Genomic DNA, 15903 nt, shown 5'->3' on the forward strand with positions numbered 1-15903 from the left:
TCCATCTACAAAGTGTGCCGCATTTTGGATCCGTTTCGCGCCTATTGACGGTTCTAGGGCCTCATTTCCACCCTATTGCGTTTTGTGCTGCCCCATGCCCGTCTTGGACAGCTTCTCAATGTTGTGCACCATGCAGTACAGGTTCCACTGCGTGTTGACCTTGGTGCGTCCTCGGTGGTTCAGCCGCGTCAGGCGCTTGTTGTGCCGGATGTTGGCAAACACCGGCTCCACGGTGCCAAAGCGCTGGCTGTATAGCTGGCGTCCCTTGGGCGAATCGATGGCTTGGCGCATGCGCTCGCTTGGGTTTGCGGTGTCTTTGGGCTTGGGCACAAAGCGGGTGACCTGACGACCACGTCCGTAGTTCGGTTTGATTGGGCCTTTGAGGCATTGCCCACTCAGCGCACAGGCATTGCAGTCGATCTCTTTGGCGGTGTACGTTTGGTAGTGCAAACCTCTTGATGAGAGGTAGATCGTGCCAGCACTAGTCATCAATTTCCCCGCAGGACACGTGGCCGTGTTGTTGTCGTTAAAGCTGAAGTCCTTGGGGCCAAAGCGTTTGACTTCTTGCTCTTGCCCGGTGGCCTTTTTCTCAGACAGCGGGTCGGGCTTGCCTTTGTATTTGTCCTGCTCCGCAAAGCGCTCATCGCGGTATCGCATTTGGTTGTCTGCAACCATTGCAGGAATGCCTTGCGCCATCAGCTGCGCGATGTTGGCATCACTGTGGTAACCCGCATCTGCGGTGACCAAGGTATCTGGTGTGCGATAGGGACTAGCCTGCTCAATCATGGGCAGCAGCATGGCTTGCTCGGAACCTGAACCAATGACGTCGGCTGCAATGATGATCTGGTGTGCACTGTCAACAGCGGCCTGTGCCGCGTAGCCTTGCATGACGCCTTTGCTGGTGGCCATCTTGGCACTCTGAGGGTCTGTGACATTGGATTTGAGTTCTTTGCCTTTGCTACCTATACGTTTGGGCGTGGTGCTCAGGAATTCCCGGGTGCGTGCTGCTTCTTTGCGCAGGGCGTCCATCTGGGTTTGGCGTTTGGGCTCTAGTACCTGCGTCTGTTCCAGGCCTTGTTTGTCTTGGGTTTGGTGCAGGGCCAGTATTTTGTCGGCTGCCTTCTCCAACCGATCGGCGCGGTGGCGCAATTCTTCATGGGTGCCACTGCGCTCTTTACTGGCATTACTGGGGAGCTTGACTCCGTCAATGGCGAACATCTCGCGTCCGATCAAACCTTGGGCATCGCAGGTCATCAGGACTTGGCTGAACAGGGGTTTGATTTGGTCGCTAAGGCTGCAGACGAACTTGGCGATGTGGGCGTGGCTGGGTTGGCTGTCGCCACTGATGGCGATGAACTGGACGTTGCGTTGGCACGCGGTTTCGATGGTGCGGCTGGAGATCAGGCCCTGGCTGTAGGCCAGCAGGACAATCTTGAGCATGACGCGGGGATCGTAGGCACTGGCTCCGACTTCATCGTTCTTGAACTTGGCATCCATGGCTTTGAGATCGAGTTCGTTGTCTACGAGGTAGTCCAGTGCGAAGGCGAAACTGCCGGGGACAATTTGTTCAGACAACACGACTGCAAGCAGCATGCTGTTGCGGTCCTGGGGTTTGTAGCGGGCCATGTTTTGCGCGGAGCGTTGGGGATGTAAACACAACGTCTTAGGCCACGCAGGGGTAGACGAAAAATGCCAGTGGGAGAGGTTTTTTTACAGCCTCAACGTTGGAGGCCATAGGCGCGCAGCGGCATCCTGCTGCTGCGTGTCCGCTTGGGCCGACTAGTTAGGCTGCGGCGATATGCTGTTTGCTTCATTGTGCTTCAGCGGTTTGATTAGATGACGAGCGGCTGCGTCGAGCAGTGAACCAAACAGAAATCACCAACGCAGCGATTGGCAAGAGCGCCAAACCAGAAAAGACCCACACCAAGAGGAGTTCGAGCATTTCCTCTTGCTCGTGCACGCCGCTTGGTAGAAGAGGCCAGAAGACTACGAGAAGAACTCTCCCTGCGGCATCGACAATCGGATGAGGCATACGTTCTACAAGTGGCCATGCATAAGCGGTCGTGTTGAGAAACGCTGCAGCCATGTACGAAATGACACACGCGCACAAGGTGAATGCAATTGCTCGGCCAAACATTTTGAAGAAGTGCATCAATACGCTCAATTCAGGCGAGCGGGCTAACGTAATGTCCAGAGCAAAACCTGCTCTAGAAGTTGGCCCATGCTCCATAAGCTGGAAGCAGAAGTCTCTTGAAAAGGGCTTGCGATATGGTTTGTTGACATATATACTGTATAAAACAACAGCTATAAATTTTCCATGAAACCCGACGCTCCACCACTGCATTCAGCGCGTTTGTTGGATCAATTGCGGGAGCGCATCCGGTACCTGCACTATAGCCTCAGTACTGAGCAGGTCTACGTCTATTGGGTGCGCTTTTTCATCAGGTGGTCGGGGCGTGGCGGCTCAATGCGGCACCCGCGTGACATCGGCGCGCCCGGGGTTGAGGCCTTCTTGACCATGCTCGCGACCGAGCGCAAGGTCTCGGCATCCACACACAACCAGGCGCTTAGTGCCCTGTTGTTTCTCTACCGTCACGTGTTGAACGTCGATTTGCCGTGGCTCAATGACGTTAACCGTCCTACGCAAAAGCGCCGCATTCCCAGTGTGTTGACCAAAGACGAAGTGGCTGGGCTACTGGCGCACATGGACGGCCCCGCCGCGCTGATGGCCCGCCTGCTTTACGGCACCGGTATGCGGCTGATGGAAGGCATGCGCCTGCGCATCAAAGATGTCGATTTTGACCGCCACGTCATCATTGTGCGTGACGCCAAGGGGGGCAAAGACCGGGTAGTGATGTTGCCCCGCTCACTGGCGGCACCGTTGCGCCTGCAGTTGTTGGCCGCACGCAGCCAATGGGAGCATGATCGCCAGGCGCAGCGTGGTGGGGTAGAAGTGCCGCATGCGCTAGACAGCAAGTACCCCCAAGTCGGCTACACATGGGCATGGTTCTGGTTGTTCCCGTCGCCCACGCTGTCCGTCGATCCCCGCAGCGGGGTAGAGCGGCGCCACCATTTGTATGAAGACCGGGTGCAGAGGGCACTGAAGAAAGCCGTGGCGCTGGCGGGTATTGCCAAACCGGTCTCCGTCCACACCCTGCGCCACTCCTTTGCCACCCACTTGCTGCAATCGGGCACCGACATCCGCACCGTGCAAGAACTGCTGGGCCACAGCGATGTGAGCACCACCATGATTTACACCCACGTGCTCAAGGTGGCCGCTGGCGGCACCAGCAGCCCGCTGGATGCCCTCTTGGCGCAAGCCCCATGAACGCCTTGCGCAATAGTGCGGTTGCCAGCCTCCACGCCGATGTCTGGCAGGCCGATGCGCTGGCCGGCGCGCCGGCGCGGGTGCTGGCCACGGGCGATGCGGTGCTGGACGCGCAGTTGCCCGGTGGCGGCTGGCCGCTGGGCGCGCTGACCGAGGTGTTGCAGCCTCCCGGTGTGCACAGCGAATGGCGCCTGCTGTTGCCGGCCCTGGCGCGCTGTGGCAGCGGGGCGGTGGTGCTGGTGGGTGCGCCGCTGGCACCCTTTGGCCCGGCGCTGCAGGCGCAGGGGCTGATGCTGCACCGTCTGCTGTGGGTAGCAGAGCCGGCCAGCGCACAGCGCCTGTGGGCCACCGAGCAGGCCTTGCGCTGCGCCGATGTGGACGCCGTGGTGGCCTGGCTGCACCCGGTGCGCGCCGAGCAGTTGCGCCGCCTGCAAATTGCCGCCGCCGAATTCAACAAGCTGCTGTTTGTGCTGCGCCCCGAACAGGCGCAGGCCGATTCCTCCCCCGCTGTGTTGCGCCTGTGGGTGGGGCCTGCAAGCCGCCAGCCAAATCAGCCCGATCACATGGACGCGCTGGCGGTGCGCGCCCTTAAACGGCGCGGGCCGCCGCTACCGCACACCCTGCACCTGGCGGCGCGCCCGGCCCGCTTGGTGCGCTTGCTGGCAGCCAGCCAGAGGGAAATGGGCCATGCACTGGATCGCACTGCAGCCTGCGTCTGATGCGCTTGATGCGCCGGTGTTGACCGACGCCACCAGCGCCTGGGCCTGGTGGGCGCTGCAATTCACGCCCCTGGTGGCGCGCCTCGAAGACGCCTTGCTGCTGGAAGTCTCCGCCAGCCAGCGGTTGTTTGGTGGTGTGGATGCTTTGTTGGCCAAAATCCTTAAGCCAAATTGGGCTGCAGCCCTCGTGGAATGTACGCAAGGCGCTACTTCTTTAATAGCGTTTGCGCGGCTGCAGTGCCAGCAGTCGGGTGCTCTGTCGGGCCACCATGCGGCGTGTGATCTGGCCGCTGACGCCTTGCCCCTGGCCACCCTGGCAGCGGCGCGCCCCCATCTGCCCACACTGGCACGCTTGGGTCTTTCCACCTGGGGGCAATTGCGGGCGCTGCCACGTGGTGGCCTGGTGCGCCGGTTTGGCGCGGAGCTGGTGGATGCGCTGGACCGTGCGTATGGCCAACGCCCCGAGGTCTACCCCTGGCTGACCCTGCCCGATGTGTTTGACGCCCCGCTGGAGCTGCTGGCCAGTGTGGAATCGGCGCCGGCCTTGCTGTTTGGTGCGCGCCGCCTGCTGGCGCAACTGCAGGTGTGGCTGCGGGCCCGCCAGCGCGGTGTGCTGGCACTGGAGCTGGTGTGGGAGCTGGACGCACGGCGCGGCAGTGGCTCGCAGGGGCGTCTGGAGTTGCGCACCGCCCAACCCACACAAGATATGGCCCACCTGGCGCGCCTGCTGGCCGAGCAGTTGGCGCGCGTGACTTTGCCGGCACCGGTTTTGCACCTGCGCATGCGCTCCCTGCAGACCCAGGCGTTGGCCGGCGAGAGCATAAGCCTGCTGCCCGAAGACGTGCGCCACGGCGACAGCCTGCACCAGTTGCTGGAGCGCCTGGGTGCGCGCTTGGGCGCTGAGCAGGTGCGTAGCGTGCACCTGCAGGCCGACCACCGGCCCGAGCACATGCAACGCTGGGGTGTGCTGGAAAATGCTACTAAATCAGGAGCTGCTTACGTAGCTTTGACGAGGGCTAGAGGCCAAATGGATCATCAAGAACCGGAGCAAGGCGCGTTGTACCCGACCTGGCTGCTGGCCCAGCCCCAGCGTTTGGGCGTGCAGCAGGGCCTGCCGCAATACCAAGGCCCATTAGCCCTGCTGGCAGGTCCGCAGCGCCTGGAGGCTGGCTGGTTGGAAGGGCGTGCCGCCCTGCGGGACTATTACGTGGCGCGCAGCCCGGTGCCGGGCTGGTCTGGGTGTATTGCGACCGTTTGGGTGCCGCCCGCTGGTACCTGCACGGGCTGTTTGCCTAGGCGGGCGTTAGGACACGGCTGGGCGCTACCGGTTCGATCTTGACCGAACCCACGTAAAAACCGTCATCTGCCACGCGGGCAGGGGCCACCACAATCGGGCGTGCGGCAATAGGTGCGCTCGGAATGCGGTTGAATTCGGGTTTGGCAGCGATGCCAATGTCAATGGTACTCATGGGGTTTCCTCCGTTGCAATGTGACGTTTGCTTCTGTGAGCAAACTGTCTCACGCCGGAATTACACCCCAAGGCGGCCCATTTGGCGCACACGCAGGCATGGCCGTCGGCAATAAAGTTCGAATTTGTGACTTATTGCCGCAAATTGGCCACCACCTAACCCTAACCCTAACCCTAACCCTAACCCTAACCCTAGCCCAAGCGCAGGGCGGTAAGTTCGTGGATGGCCGCCGCTCCGGCCAGGCCGATGCGGCCTTGGGTGATCAGCGCACGCACCTGCTCCATGTCGGGTGCCAGGCTGCGGTCCACCATCATGGCCGGCGATACCGAGCGCACCAGTTGCAAAATGCCTTCCAGCGCTTGCGAGCTTTGCAGCGGGCGCAAAAACTCAATGCCCTGGGCGGCGGCCAGCAACTCAATGGCCACGATGTACTCGGTGTTGCGCAGCATGGGCTGCAGGCGCCGCGCGGCAAAGGTGGCCATGCTCACATGGTCTTCCTGGTTGGCGGATGTGGGCAGGCTGTCCACACTGGCGGGGTGCGCCAGGGATTTGTTCTCAGACGCCAGCGCCGCCGCCGTGACGTGCACGATCATGAAGCCCGAATTGAGCCCCGCTTCGGGCGTCAAAAACGCGGGCAGGCGCGACACCACGGTGTCCACCAGCATGGCAATGCGCCGCTCGGTGATGGCGCCAATTTCGGCAATCACCACCGCCAGCGCATCGGCCACCAGGGCCACCGGCTCGGCGTGGAAGTTGCCGCCTGAAAGTAAAGTATCGGTATCCGCAAACACCAGCGGGTTGTCGGTCACGGCGTTGGCCTCGCGCATCAGGATGTCGGTGGCGTAGCGCATCTGGTCCAGGCAGGCGCCCATGACCTGCGGCTGGCAGCGCAGGCAGTAGGGATCTTGCACGCGGTCGTCGCCCACCAGGTGCGATTGGCGGATGGCGCTACCCGCTGTCAGCGCCCGGTAGGCCGCCGCGCAGGCCATTTGCCCCAACTGGCCGCGCACGGCGTGGATGCGCGGGTCAAACGGGCCGTCGCTGCCGCGCGCTGCGTCCAGCGTGACAGCGCCCGAGATCACCGCCGCTTCAAACAGGCGTTCGGTGGCAAACAGCGCGTCAATCGCCAGCGCGGTGGAGACCTGGGTGCCGTTGATCAGCGCCAGCCCTTCTTTGGCGCCCAGGCGAATCGACTCCAGCTTGGCGTGCTGCAAGGCGGTTGCGGCGGGCATGCGCGCGCCACCGTAAAACACTTCGCCCTCGCCAATCAGCGGCAGGCACAAATGGGCCAGCGGTGCCAAATCGCCCGACGCACCAACCGAACCCTGGCACGGAATGACGGGCGTGATGCCGAGGTTGTAAAACGCAAACAGGCGGTCAATCACCAGCTCGCGGATACCCGAATAACCCCGCGCCAGGCTGGCGGCCTTCATCAGCAAAACCAGGCGCACCACGGGTTCGGACATCGGCTCGCCCACGCCCACCGCGTGCGAGCGCAGCAGGTTGAGCTGCAATGTTTCCAGATCCGGCTTGGCAATGCGCTGGTTGGCCAGCTTGCCAAAGCCGGTGTTGACGCCGTACACAGCGGCGCCGCCTTCGGCCGCTTGGTGCACCAGGGCAGCACTGGCGCGAATGCCGACATAGGCTGCGGGGTCCAGCGTGAGCGGGGTGGGTGTGGCGTGAAGCGTGCGCAGCTGCGCCAAGGTCAATTGGCCGGGGTGGATGGTGGTCATATTTATCTCTCAATCACCCAAACATGGGCAAGTTCAGGCCGTTGTCTTTGGCGCATTGCAAGGCCATGTCGTAGCCCGCATCGGCATGGCGCATCACGCCGGTGGCGGGGTCGTTGAACAGCACGCGGTCCAGGCGCTCGGCGGCTTCGGGCGTGCCGTCGGCCACGATCACCACGCCGCTGTGCTGGCTGTAGCCCATGCCCACGCCACCGCCGTGGTGCAGGCTGACCCAGGTGGCGCCGCTGGCGGTGTTGAGCAGGGCGTTGAGCAGCGGCCAGTCGCTGACGGCGTCGCTGCCGTCCATCATGGCTTCGGTCTCGCGGTTGGGGCTGGCCACCGAGCCGCTGTCCAGGTGGTCGCGGCCAATCACGATCGGGCCACTCAGCTCACCGCTTTGCACCATGGCGTTAAAGGCCAGGCCAGCCAAATGGCGCTCGCCCAGGCCAATCCAGCAGATGCGCGCAGGCAGGCCCTGGAAGGCGATGCGCTCTTGCGCCATATCCAGCCAGCGGTGCAGGTGGGCGTTGTCGGGGAACAGTTCTTTCATCTTGGCATCCGTTTTGCGGATGTCCTCGGGGTCGCCACTGAGCGCCACCCAGCGGAACGGCCCAACGCCCTTGCAAAACAGCGGGCGCACATAGGCCGGCACAAAACCGGGGTAGTCAAACGCGTTGGCCACGCCAAAGTCCTGGGCCACCTGGCGCAGGTTGTTGCCGTAGTCCACGGTGGGGATGCCCATGGCATGAAAGTCCAGCATGGCCCGCACGTGCACCGCGCAGGACTCGCCCGCCGCTTGCGTGAGTGCGGCGTGCTGGGCCGGGTCTTGTTGCGCGGCCTTCCACTGTGCCACCGTCCAGCCACGCGGCAGGTAGCCGTTGATGGTGTCGTGGGCAGATGTCTGGTCGGTCACGATGTCGGGGCGCGCCAGTTTGGCGGCTTCGCCACCGGCCTGAGCCCGGCGTGCCAGCTCGGGCACGATGTCGGCCGCGTTGCCGCACAGGGCAATCGACACCGCCTTTTTCTCAGATGTGTACTTGGCAATGCGCGCCAGCGCGTCATCCAGATCAGTGGCTTGTTCGTCCACATAGCGGGTGCGCAGACGAAAGTCGATGGAGCTTTGCTGGCACTCGATATTGAGCGAGCAGGCACCGGCAAAGGTGGCGGCCAACGGTTGCGCACCACCCATGCCACCCAGCCCAGCGGTCAGCACCCAGCGCCCGGCCAGGCTGCCGTTGTAGTGCTGGCAGCCGGCCTCTACAAAGGTTTCGTACGTACCCTGCACAATGCCCTGGCTGCCAATGTAGATCCAGCTACCGGCCGTCATCTGGCCGTACATCATCAGGCCCTTGCGGTCCAGCTCATTGAAGTGTTCCCAGGTCGCCCACTTGGGCACCAGGTTGGAGTTGGCAATCAGCACCCGCGGCGCATCCACGTGGGTGCGAAACACACCCACCGGCTTGCCGCTTTGCACCAGCAGGGTCTCGTTGGGTTGGAGCTTGCGCAACGTGTCCAAAATGGCGTCAAAGGCCGGCCAGTTGCGCGCCGCCTTGCCAATGCCGCCGTACACCACCAGGGCGTCGGGGTTCTCGGCCACTTCGGGGTCCAGGTTGTTTTGCAGCATGCGAAAGGCGGCTTCAATCTGCCAGTTGGCGCAGTGCAGTTCGGGCCCACGCGGTGCGCGCACGGGGCGGGCTTTGCTGTCAGACCAGCGGGTGGTAGCGGGGTTGGACATGGCGATGCTCCTCGGGTGGCGTGTGGCAATGTGCGGCGGATGTTAACTTGTCTATACAACTTGTGTCAACTGGGATAAGATGCAACCATCCCCACTTGGCGAGCACACCGCTCTGCACCATGAAACCCGCCTACACCCAGGTCAAGGAATTTGTCCAGCAGCACATCAGCTCTGGCCAGTGGCGCCCGGGTGCCCCGGTGCCCAGCGAGGCCATGCTGATGCAGCAATTTGGCATCAGCCGCATGACGGTCAACCGTGCCCTGCGCGAACTCAGCGCCGAAGGCATGGTGACCCGGGTGCAGGGTTCGGGCACCTTTGTGGCCGAGCTGCACCGCATAGCCTCCAACCTGACCATTCGCGACATCCAGGAAGAAGTGCTGGAGCGCGGCCATGTGCACACCGCCCGGGTGCTGCTGTGCCACGCAGAGAAGGCCGGTGCCGAACTGGCGCGGTCACTGGGTTTGCGCAGCGGTGCCCGCGTGTTCCACAGCGTGCTGGTGCACCTGGAAAACGGCGTGCCCATTCAGTTTGAAGACCGCTACGTCAACCCGGCTGCCGCACCGCATTACCTACAGACTGACTTCACCCAGACTACGCCCACGCGCCACCTGCTGACCGAGGCCCCGTTGACCGAGGCCAGTTACTCCATTGAAGCCTGCTTGCCCACGCTGGAGCAGGCCAAGCATTTGGGTATTGGCAAGCAGGAACCCTGCCTGGTACAGGTGCGGCGCACAGTGAGCGGTGCGCACGTGGCCAGTGTGGTGCGCCTGGTGTATCCCGGTTCGCGCTACAGCTTTGCGGGGAGTTTTCAAGCATGAACGCCGCCACGCGGGAAGGCTGGGTGGCGCAGCGTTCTGCCGTGTCCTCCGCCCGCTATGCAGGCTCCCCCTTTACCTGCGCAGAACGCTGCGCCACCCAGCCTTCCAGGAGGTGTGTGATGAGTTGGCATGTTGTTCACCTAGCAGATGTTGCAGCCACGCAATGGCGCAATGGCGGGGGGCTGACGCGCGAGCTGGCGTCTGGACCTGCGGGTGCAGATTGGCAGTGGCGCCTGTCGGTGGCCGAGGTGGCGGCAGATGGTCCGTTCTCGCGCTTCGAGGGCGTCACGCGCTGGTTTGCTGTGCTGCAGGGTGCTGGTGTGGTGCTGCGGGTGCAAACGCCATCCGACACCGCAACCCCCGGTGCCACGACGCACCGCCTCACCGTGCATGACGCCCCCCTGTGCTTTGACGGTGCCGCGGCCACCGATTGCCGCCTGATCGACGGCCCCACCCAGGATTTCAACCTCATGCTGCGCCAAGCCTGTCTGCCCGCGCGCATGGTGCGCGTCCACGCGAACGCCGAGGAGTTGGTGCATGCTAGCAAATTTGTAGCTGTATACGCAATTTCCACGAGGGCTAGCGTCCGATTTAATGCAGAAGAATTGTACGTACCACCGGCCACACTGGTGTGGCGCCATGTCACCAAGGCTGCTACGGTGCGCATTGCGTGCGAGCATGCGCTGTGGATGGAGTGGAGCGCATGAGCGCTGCCACAAATCTGGACCCATTGCCGCGCCGCCACCTTGGCTGCCGGTGCAACCACGCCCTATGGCCTGATCGAAGACGCTGCTCTGGTGGTGCAGGGCGACACACTGGCCTGGGTGGGCGCCCGTGCCGACCTGCCCGCCAACCTTCGCGCGCGCTGCACGGCGGAACACGATGCGGGCGGGGCTTTGGTGACCCCCGGCCTGATCGACTGCCACACGCATCTGGTCTACGGCGGCAACCGCGCCCACGAGTTTGAGCTGCGCCTGCAAGGCGCCAGCTACGAGGAAATTGCCCAGAGCGGCGGCGGCATTGCCTCTACCGTGCAGGCCACGCGCGCTGCCTCAGCGGGCGAACTGCAAGCCGCCAGCGGCCAGCGATTGCAGCGTCTGATGGGCGAGGGCGTGACCACGGTTGAAATCAAATCGGGCTACGGCCTGTCCCTGGAGCATGAACGCAAGTGCCTACAGGTGGCCCGCACGCTGGGCGCTACCCACGCGGTGGATGTGCGCACTACATTTTTGGGCGCGCACGCCGTGCCGCCAGAATTCGCAGGCCAGACCGACGCCTATGTGGACGCCGTGTTGCAGATGCTGCCCGCGCTGCACGCGCAAGGCTTGGTGGACGCGGTGGATGGCTTTTGCGAGCGCATTGCCTTTAGCCCTGCACAGATCGCGCGCGTGTTTGCCGCCGCCAAAGACTTGGGCCTGCCGGTCAAGCTGCATGCTGAGCAGTTGAGCGACAGCGGCGGCGCGCAACTGGCAGCGCGTTTTGGTGCGCTGAGTTGCGACCACCTGGAGTGGTTGTCGGACGCCGGCGCGCAGGCCATGGCGCAGGCTGGCACGGTGGCGGTGCTGCTGCCCGGTGCCTTTTATTTTTTGCGTGAAACCAAACTGCCGCCCATTGCACTCTTGCGCCAGCACGGCGTGCCCATGGCCATTTCCACCGACAGCAATCCAGGCAGCTCGCCCTGCACGTCGCTGCTGTTGATGCTCAACATGGCCTGCACGCTGTTTCGGCTCACGCCGGAAGAGGCACTGGCCGGCGTCACGCGCCACGCGGCACAGGCGCTGGGTCTGCGTGACCGCGGCCAACTGCTAGCGGGGCTGCGGGCCGATTTTGTGCTGTGGAATGTTCAGCACCCCGCCGAGCTGGCCTATGCGCTGGGAGCCAACCCGCACAGTCAGACCATCTTCCAAGGACAGGTGCTATGAACACCATCCCCACCCACAAAGAGCCCACCTGCACCCTGCAACAGGGCCGTGTGCCGCTGTTGGTGAGCATGCCGCACATCGGCACGGCCATCGCGCCCGACCTGCGCGCCCACTACATGCCGCGTGCCCTGCAGGTAGAAGACACCGACTGGCACCTGGAGCGCCTCTACAACTTTTTGGGGGAACTGGGTGCCAGTGTGCTCACGCCCACCTTGTCTCGCTATGTGATCGACCTGAACCGTCCGCCCGACGATGCGCCCATGTACCCCGGTGCGTCCAACACTGAGTTGTGCCCCACGCGCTTCTTCACCGGCGAGCCGCTGTACCAGGAGGGCCAGGCACCCGATGCGCAGGCGCGCGCCCTGCGCCGCGAGCGCTATTGGCAGCCCTACCACGATGCCTTGACTTCCGAGCTGGCGCGCTTGAAGGCCCAGCACGGCTTTGTGCTGCTGTGGGATGCGCACAGCATCCGCTCAGAAATCCCCTGGCTGTTTGAGGGCCGCCTGCCAGACCTGAGCATTGGCACGGCCAATGGTGCCAGTGCCGATGCGCGCATTGCACAGGCGGCCCTGCAGGCTTGTGCCGCCCACCCCACCGTGAGCAGTGTGCTCAATGGCCGCTTCAAGGGTGGTTACATCACGCGGCACTACGGCCAGCCCCACAACGGCGTGCACGCCATCCAGCTGGAGATGTGCCAGAACCTGTATATGCAGGAAGCCCCGCCATTCCACTACGCAGAAGCACGGGCCGCCACCATCCAGCCGGTATTGAAGGAAATGGTCGCCAGCTCTCTGGCTGCTTGCAGGAGTTGCTATGAAAAATGAAGCGCAACCGTTCTTTGCCCGCCAAGCCTGGGTTGCCGGGGCATGGGCACGCGATGTGCTGCTGGGCGTATCCAGCGACGGCCACTGGAACCGGGTGGAGCCGCACTGCACTGCTGCCGAGCAGGCCAGTGCCATCCAACTGGCCGGTCCGGTGCTGCCCGGTGTCGTCAATGCGCACAGCCATGCCTTTCAGCGTGCCATCGTCGGTCTGACCGAGCGGCGCACCCGTGGCGCGGGAGCGGACGATGATTTTTGGAGCTGGCGCGACCGTATGTATTCAGCCGCCAACTGCATCACGCCGCAGCAATTGGAAACCATTGCCAGCCAGCTCTATGCCGAACTGCTGGCCGGTGGCTACACCCAGGTCTGCGAATTCCACTATCTGCACAACGCACTGGGTGGCGCGCCCTATGCCGATGTGGCCGAGATGTCGCTGGCCCTGGTGCGGGCCGCGCGGCGTACCGGCATGGGGCTCACGCTACTGCCCACGCTCTACATGCGCGCCGGCTTTGCGGACGCCGCGCTGCGGCCAGACCAGCGGCGCTTTGCCTCCACGCCAGACAGCATTGCGCGCATGGTGGAAGACCTGCAGCGCCACACGCAAAACGATGCCAACATCAACGTGGGCGTGGCCTTGCATTCGCTGCGTGCCGTCAGCCCTGCGGCGGTTAAAGAGTTGGCGGCCTACGCCCGGCAAGCCCAATTGCCGGTGCACATCCACATTGCCGAACAGACCCAAGAGGTGGACGAATGCCTGGTCCATACCGGCCTGCGCCCCATTGAATGGCTACTGGAGCATGTGGAAGTGGATGCGCGCTGGAACCTGGTGCACGCCACCCACGCCACACGCGACGAACTGGCGGGTGTGCAGGCACGCGGCGCTGCCATCGTCATTTGCCCAGCCACCGAAGCCAACCTGGGCGATGGTGTGTTTGACCTGGCGGGCTACGCCGCCGTGAAAGGCGCGTGGTCGATTGGTTCGGACAGCCACGTTACCCGGCGCTGGAGCGAAGAACTGCGGCTGCTGGAGTATTCGCAGCGCCTGACCCAACGCAAGCGCAACCGGGCGGCACAGTGGCTGGGGGCAGAAAGCAGTGCGGCGGCCCTGTTGGAGGCGGCGCTGCGCGGTGGCCACAACGCCACCGGCTTGCCTGTGCGCGGCATTGCAGTCGGCCAGCGGGCGGATTTTTGCGTGCTGGACGCCAATGCGCCCTCGCTGTTGGGCATGCCAGCGGACCATGTGCTGGACGCTTTGGTTTTTTCCAGCCCGGACGCGCGCTTTGCATCGGTCCACGTAGGTGGTCAACCGGCTGCGTTGGGGAACGATGCACAGTTTGCGCAAGCCATGCACGCCCTGTGGGGCGGGTAGGGGACAATGGCGCTGCCATGAGCGACAACCTGCCTGCCCCCACCCCACCACAGCCCCGCAACCCCCTGCACGGTTTGACGCTGGAAGCCATCGTGACTGCGCTGGCTGCGCACTACGGTTGGGACGAATTGGGCGTGCGCATTCCGGTGCGCTGCTTCACGCACGAACCCAGCGTAGCCTCCAGCCTGAAGTTTTTGCGCAAAACGCCCTGGGCGCGCGAGAAAGTGGAAGGGCTGTATCTTTTTATGCTTCGCGAAGCCCGCCGCCAGGGACATGCCTGATATGCCACACCCATCCCCTGCCAACGACGTCACCGACCAGCGCCTGACCGATCTGGAGATCAAGGTCAGTTTTCAGGAAGACCTGCTGGACCAACTCAACACCATCATCGTGCGCCAGCAGCAGCACATTGACCTCTTGCTGCGCGAAGTGCGCCAACTGCGCGAGCAGGCGCCAGAAGGCACCGGTCAGCGCTTTACCCAGGCGCATGAGGAATTGCCCCCGCATTATTGAGAGCACTGCGACTGTTGCGCGCGTTAAAAAGCCCCGCAAACGGCACGCCGTGCGGGGCTTTTGAGAAGCGCGGTGCGCTTATTGGGCCATTGTTGCTGCCTTGGCCTGCTTCTTGGTGGCATGGGCGGCAGCGCGGTCCTTGCGGGCTTGGGCTTTGTCAGCCTTAAGCTGTGCTTTGTCTGCCTTGATGGTGTCGGCCGGGGCCTTGGCGGTCTTGTCAGCAGTCAGCTTTTCCTTGTCGGCCTTGATAGCTGCCTTGTCGGCAGTAGTGACAGGTGACTTGGCGGCAGGTGCTATAGCGGGCGTGGGTGTTGCCGCAGCTGCAGGGGCAGGGGCAGCCGGTGCCTGCGCGAAAGCGCCCAGTGAGAACAGGCTGGCGATCAGGGCAGTAGCGGTCAGGGTCTTGAGTTTCATGGTGTACCTTTCAGCGGTGGTTAATACCTACCCACAACGACACCACAATGCCCAGAGTTGACCGCTGTGTGCGCGGTGCGTGTAAAGGTCTGTAAAGCGCGGGGTTGTCGCCCCGTCATCCGGCTTTGGTTACCATTCCTACTCATCATGCAAGGCGTACCCGACTATTTCGACTGCCCTTCCGACCGCGCCGAGTTTCGCGCGGTGGCGGGGCGCGCCGGCGTCGAACTGTATCGGGCGCACATCGTGCACCACACCTTTGAGCCGCATACGCATGATGCCTATGGTTTTGGTGTCATCGAGCAGGGCGTTGAGCGCTTTCGTTACAAGGGCAGTGACCACCTGGCGCCGTCTGATTCCATTGTGTTCATGCACCCCGATGTGCTGCACACCGGGCGCGCCGAGACAGACGGCGGCTGGCGGTATCGGATGATTTATATCGACCCCACTGTGCTGGCCGACATTGCCGGCGACGCGGGTTGGTGGTTTGATGAGACCGTGGTTGAGCGGGATCGCCCGCGTGCCAAACACCTGACGCGCTTGCTAAAGGCGCTGTGGCAGGTGCAAGACCCCCTGGTGTTCGATGGGCTGCTGTCGCAACTTGTCGAGGGACTAAGCCCTTACGCTCGACGTCAGTCCAGTGCGCAACACCAGTCAGAACGACGTTTTGCCAACGTTATTGATTACATGCAGGCCCATCTGGGGGAGCGCATTGTGCTGGAAGATCTGGCAAGCGTGGCGGGCTTAAGCCCTTTTCATTTCCTGCGCCAGTTTCAGGCACAGTACCACGTCACGCCGCACCAGATGTTGATGGCGCGGCGTTTGTATGCCGCCAAACAGTGGCTGGCCCAGGGTGTGGCACCGGCCCAGGTCGCGGCGCAGGCTGGGCTCACCGACCAGTCCCATCTGACGCGAGCGTTTACCCAGCGCTACGGTGTGACGCCTGGGCGCTACCAAGCTCAGGTTACGCGCTAACCGTTGGCCAACGGCAATTTCGTACCCACAGCAATCTGGTACAAGACGCGCTCGCCTTTTCGCGGGACACTGCCAACTATCCAATGA

At 63.2% G+C, this 15903-nt stretch carries 17 protein-coding genes; 11 read left to right on the top strand and 6 right to left on the bottom strand.

All coding sequences use genetic code 11. The annotated features are described in order from the left end of the window. Positions 1 to 72 precede the first annotated feature (72 nt). Together IPI80_RS19555 and IPI80_RS19560 are read right to left on the bottom strand one after the other, a co-directional pair. A complete protein-coding gene (locus IPI80_RS19555) occupies positions 73 to 1626 on the bottom strand; it encodes an IS1182 family transposase (protein ID WP_413862772.1) in 1554 nt (517 codons plus the stop codon). 184 nt (positions 1627 to 1810) lie between these two features. Further along, positions 1811 to 2344, bottom strand: a complete 534-nt coding sequence (locus tag IPI80_RS19560) for a hypothetical protein (protein WP_413862773.1) — start codon at positions 2342 to 2344, stop codon at positions 1811 to 1813. On the opposite strand from IPI80_RS19560, the gene IPI80_RS19565 reads away from it, so the two are divergent. Genes IPI80_RS19565 through IPI80_RS19575 form a run of 3 tightly spaced genes read left to right on the top strand, consistent with a single transcriptional unit; the run spans position 2318 to position 5386 of the window. After that, on the top strand, positions 2318 to 3328 hold the full coding sequence (locus IPI80_RS19565; RefSeq protein WP_413862774.1) for an integron integrase: 1011 nt from the start codon (positions 2318 to 2320) through the stop codon (positions 3326 to 3328). The genes IPI80_RS19560 and IPI80_RS19565 overlap by 27 nt on opposite strands. Then, positions 3325 to 4047 carry a translesion DNA synthesis-associated protein ImuA gene (gene imuA, locus IPI80_RS19570; RefSeq protein ID WP_413862775.1) on the top strand — a complete coding sequence of 241 codons (723 nt, stop codon included), beginning with the start codon at positions 3325 to 3327 and terminating at the stop codon, positions 4045 to 4047. The genes IPI80_RS19565 and imuA overlap by 4 nt, the downstream gene beginning before the upstream one ends. After that, entirely contained in the window at positions 4016 to 5386 is a 1371-nt protein-coding gene (locus IPI80_RS19575) for a Y-family DNA polymerase (RefSeq protein WP_413862776.1), read from the top strand. The genes imuA and IPI80_RS19575 overlap by 32 nt, the downstream gene beginning before the upstream one ends. Here the strand turns inward: IPI80_RS19575 and IPI80_RS19580 are convergent. The 3 genes from IPI80_RS19580 to hutU all read right to left on the bottom strand — a co-directional run bounded on the left by IPI80_RS19580 (position 5340) and on the right by hutU (position 8981). After that, positions 5340 to 5516, bottom strand: a complete 177-nt coding sequence (locus tag IPI80_RS19580) for a hypothetical protein (RefSeq protein WP_413862777.1) — start codon at positions 5514 to 5516, stop codon at positions 5340 to 5342. The genes IPI80_RS19575 and IPI80_RS19580 overlap by 47 nt on opposite strands. Before the next feature lie 191 nt (positions 5517 to 5707). Next, positions 5708 to 7249, bottom strand: coding sequence for a histidine ammonia-lyase (gene hutH / locus IPI80_RS19585; protein WP_413862778.1), 1542 nt, complete (start codon positions 7247 to 7249; stop codon positions 5708 to 5710). A gap of 13 nt (positions 7250 to 7262) precedes the next feature. Next, positions 7263 to 8981, bottom strand: coding sequence for a urocanate hydratase (gene hutU / locus IPI80_RS19590; RefSeq protein WP_413862779.1), 1719 nt, complete (start codon positions 8979 to 8981; stop codon positions 7263 to 7265). Between the two features lie 119 nt (positions 8982 to 9100). On the opposite strand from hutU, the gene hutC reads away from it, so the two are divergent. Genes hutC through IPI80_RS19625 form a run of 7 tightly spaced genes read left to right on the top strand, consistent with a single transcriptional unit; the run spans position 9101 to position 14427 of the window. Further along, complete coding sequence (gene hutC, locus IPI80_RS19595) at positions 9101 to 9799, top strand: histidine utilization repressor (RefSeq protein WP_413862780.1); 699 nt, start codon at positions 9101 to 9103, stop codon at positions 9797 to 9799. Next, on the top strand, positions 9796 to 10506 hold the full coding sequence (locus tag IPI80_RS19600) for a HutD family protein (RefSeq protein ID WP_413862781.1): 711 nt from the start codon (positions 9796 to 9798) through the stop codon (positions 10504 to 10506). Before hutC ends, IPI80_RS19600 begins: the two co-directional genes overlap by 4 nt. 3 nt (positions 10507 to 10509) lie before the next feature. After that, on the top strand, positions 10510 to 11721 hold the full coding sequence (gene hutI / locus IPI80_RS19605) for an imidazolonepropionase (protein ID WP_413863557.1): 1212 nt from the start codon (positions 10510 to 10512) through the stop codon (positions 11719 to 11721). Continuing rightward, positions 11718 to 12545, top strand: a complete 828-nt coding sequence (gene hutG / locus IPI80_RS19610; RefSeq protein WP_413862782.1) for an N-formylglutamate deformylase — start codon at positions 11718 to 11720, stop codon at positions 12543 to 12545. The genes hutI and hutG overlap by 4 nt, the downstream gene beginning before the upstream one ends. Further along, positions 12535 to 13914 carry a formimidoylglutamate deiminase gene (locus IPI80_RS19615; protein WP_413862783.1) on the top strand — a complete coding sequence of 460 codons (1380 nt, stop codon included), beginning with the start codon at positions 12535 to 12537 and terminating at the stop codon, positions 13912 to 13914. Before hutG ends, IPI80_RS19615 begins: the two co-directional genes overlap by 11 nt. Positions 13915 to 13931: 17 nt before the next feature. After that, the gene (locus IPI80_RS19620; protein WP_413862784.1) at positions 13932 to 14195 is read left to right on the top strand and encodes a VF530 family DNA-binding protein; all 264 of its coding nucleotides are present in this window, start codon (positions 13932 to 13934) and stop codon (positions 14193 to 14195) included. A gap of 1 nt (position 14196) precedes the next feature. Next, the gene (locus tag IPI80_RS19625; RefSeq protein ID WP_413862785.1) at positions 14197 to 14427 is read left to right on the top strand and encodes a SlyX family protein; all 231 of its coding nucleotides are present in this window, start codon (positions 14197 to 14199) and stop codon (positions 14425 to 14427) included. A gap of 78 nt (positions 14428 to 14505) precedes the next feature. Here IPI80_RS19625 and IPI80_RS19630 read toward each other — a convergent pair whose 3' ends face one another. Next, positions 14506 to 14841 (bottom strand): cell envelope biogenesis protein TolA, encoded by a 336-nt coding sequence (locus IPI80_RS19630; protein WP_413862786.1) that lies wholly within the window; start codon positions 14839 to 14841, stop codon positions 14506 to 14508. A 147-nt stretch (positions 14842 to 14988) separates the two neighbouring features. Here IPI80_RS19630 and IPI80_RS19635 point away from each other — a divergent pair, with 147 nt between their 5' ends. Then, positions 14989 to 15816 (top strand): AraC family ligand binding domain-containing protein, encoded by an 828-nt coding sequence (locus IPI80_RS19635; protein ID WP_413862787.1) that lies wholly within the window; start codon positions 14989 to 14991, stop codon positions 15814 to 15816. Positions 15817 to 15903: the final 87 nt, after the last annotated feature.

The sequence above is a fragment of the Candidatus Aalborgicola defluviihabitans genome, from assembly GCF_016705985.1.
Taxonomy (GTDB): Bacteria; Pseudomonadota; Gammaproteobacteria; order Burkholderiales; family Burkholderiaceae_C; genus Allorhodoferax; species Allorhodoferax defluviihabitans.

What these genes read in the sequence shown, in the direction of transcription:
- IPI80_RS19555 (WP_413862772.1), bottom strand. Translation starts at nt 1,626, where the DNA reads ATGGCCCGCTACAAACCCCAGGACCGCAACAGCATGCTGCTTGCAGTC.
- IPI80_RS19635 (WP_413862787.1), top strand. Translation starts at nt 14,989, where the DNA reads ATGCAAGGCGTACCCGACTATTTCGACTGCCCTTCCGACCGCGCCGAG.
- IPI80_RS19565 (WP_413862774.1), top strand. Translation starts at nt 2,318, where the DNA reads ATGAAACCCGACGCTCCACCACTGCATTCAGCGCGTTTGTTGGATCAA.
- hutG (WP_413862782.1), top strand. Translation starts at nt 11,718, where the DNA reads ATGAACACCATCCCCACCCACAAAGAGCCCACCTGCACCCTGCAACAG.
- IPI80_RS19560 (WP_413862773.1), bottom strand. Translation starts at nt 2,344, where the DNA reads ATGCAGTGGTGGAGCGTCGGGTTTCATGGAAAATTTATAGCTGTTGTT.
- IPI80_RS19615 (WP_413862783.1), top strand. Translation starts at nt 12,535, where the DNA reads ATGAAAAATGAAGCGCAACCGTTCTTTGCCCGCCAAGCCTGGGTTGCC.
- hutH (WP_413862778.1), bottom strand. Translation starts at nt 7,249, where the DNA reads ATGACCACCATCCACCCCGGCCAATTGACCTTGGCGCAGCTGCGCACG.
- IPI80_RS19625 (WP_413862785.1), top strand. Translation starts at nt 14,197, where the DNA reads ATGCCACACCCATCCCCTGCCAACGACGTCACCGACCAGCGCCTGACC.
- IPI80_RS19620 (WP_413862784.1), top strand. Translation starts at nt 13,932, where the DNA reads ATGAGCGACAACCTGCCTGCCCCCACCCCACCACAGCCCCGCAACCCC.
- IPI80_RS19630 (WP_413862786.1), bottom strand. Translation starts at nt 14,841, where the DNA reads ATGAAACTCAAGACCCTGACCGCTACTGCCCTGATCGCCAGCCTGTTC.
- hutU (WP_413862779.1), bottom strand. Translation starts at nt 8,981, where the DNA reads ATGTCCAACCCCGCTACCACCCGCTGGTCTGACAGCAAAGCCCGCCCC.
- IPI80_RS19580 (WP_413862777.1), bottom strand. Translation starts at nt 5,516, where the DNA reads ATGAGTACCATTGACATTGGCATCGCTGCCAAACCCGAATTCAACCGC.
- IPI80_RS19600 (WP_413862781.1), top strand. Translation starts at nt 9,796, where the DNA reads ATGAACGCCGCCACGCGGGAAGGCTGGGTGGCGCAGCGTTCTGCCGTG.
- IPI80_RS19575 (WP_413862776.1), top strand. Translation starts at nt 4,016, where the DNA reads ATGCACTGGATCGCACTGCAGCCTGCGTCTGATGCGCTTGATGCGCCG.
- hutC (WP_413862780.1), top strand. Translation starts at nt 9,101, where the DNA reads ATGAAACCCGCCTACACCCAGGTCAAGGAATTTGTCCAGCAGCACATC.
- imuA (WP_413862775.1), top strand. Translation starts at nt 3,325, where the DNA reads ATGAACGCCTTGCGCAATAGTGCGGTTGCCAGCCTCCACGCCGATGTC.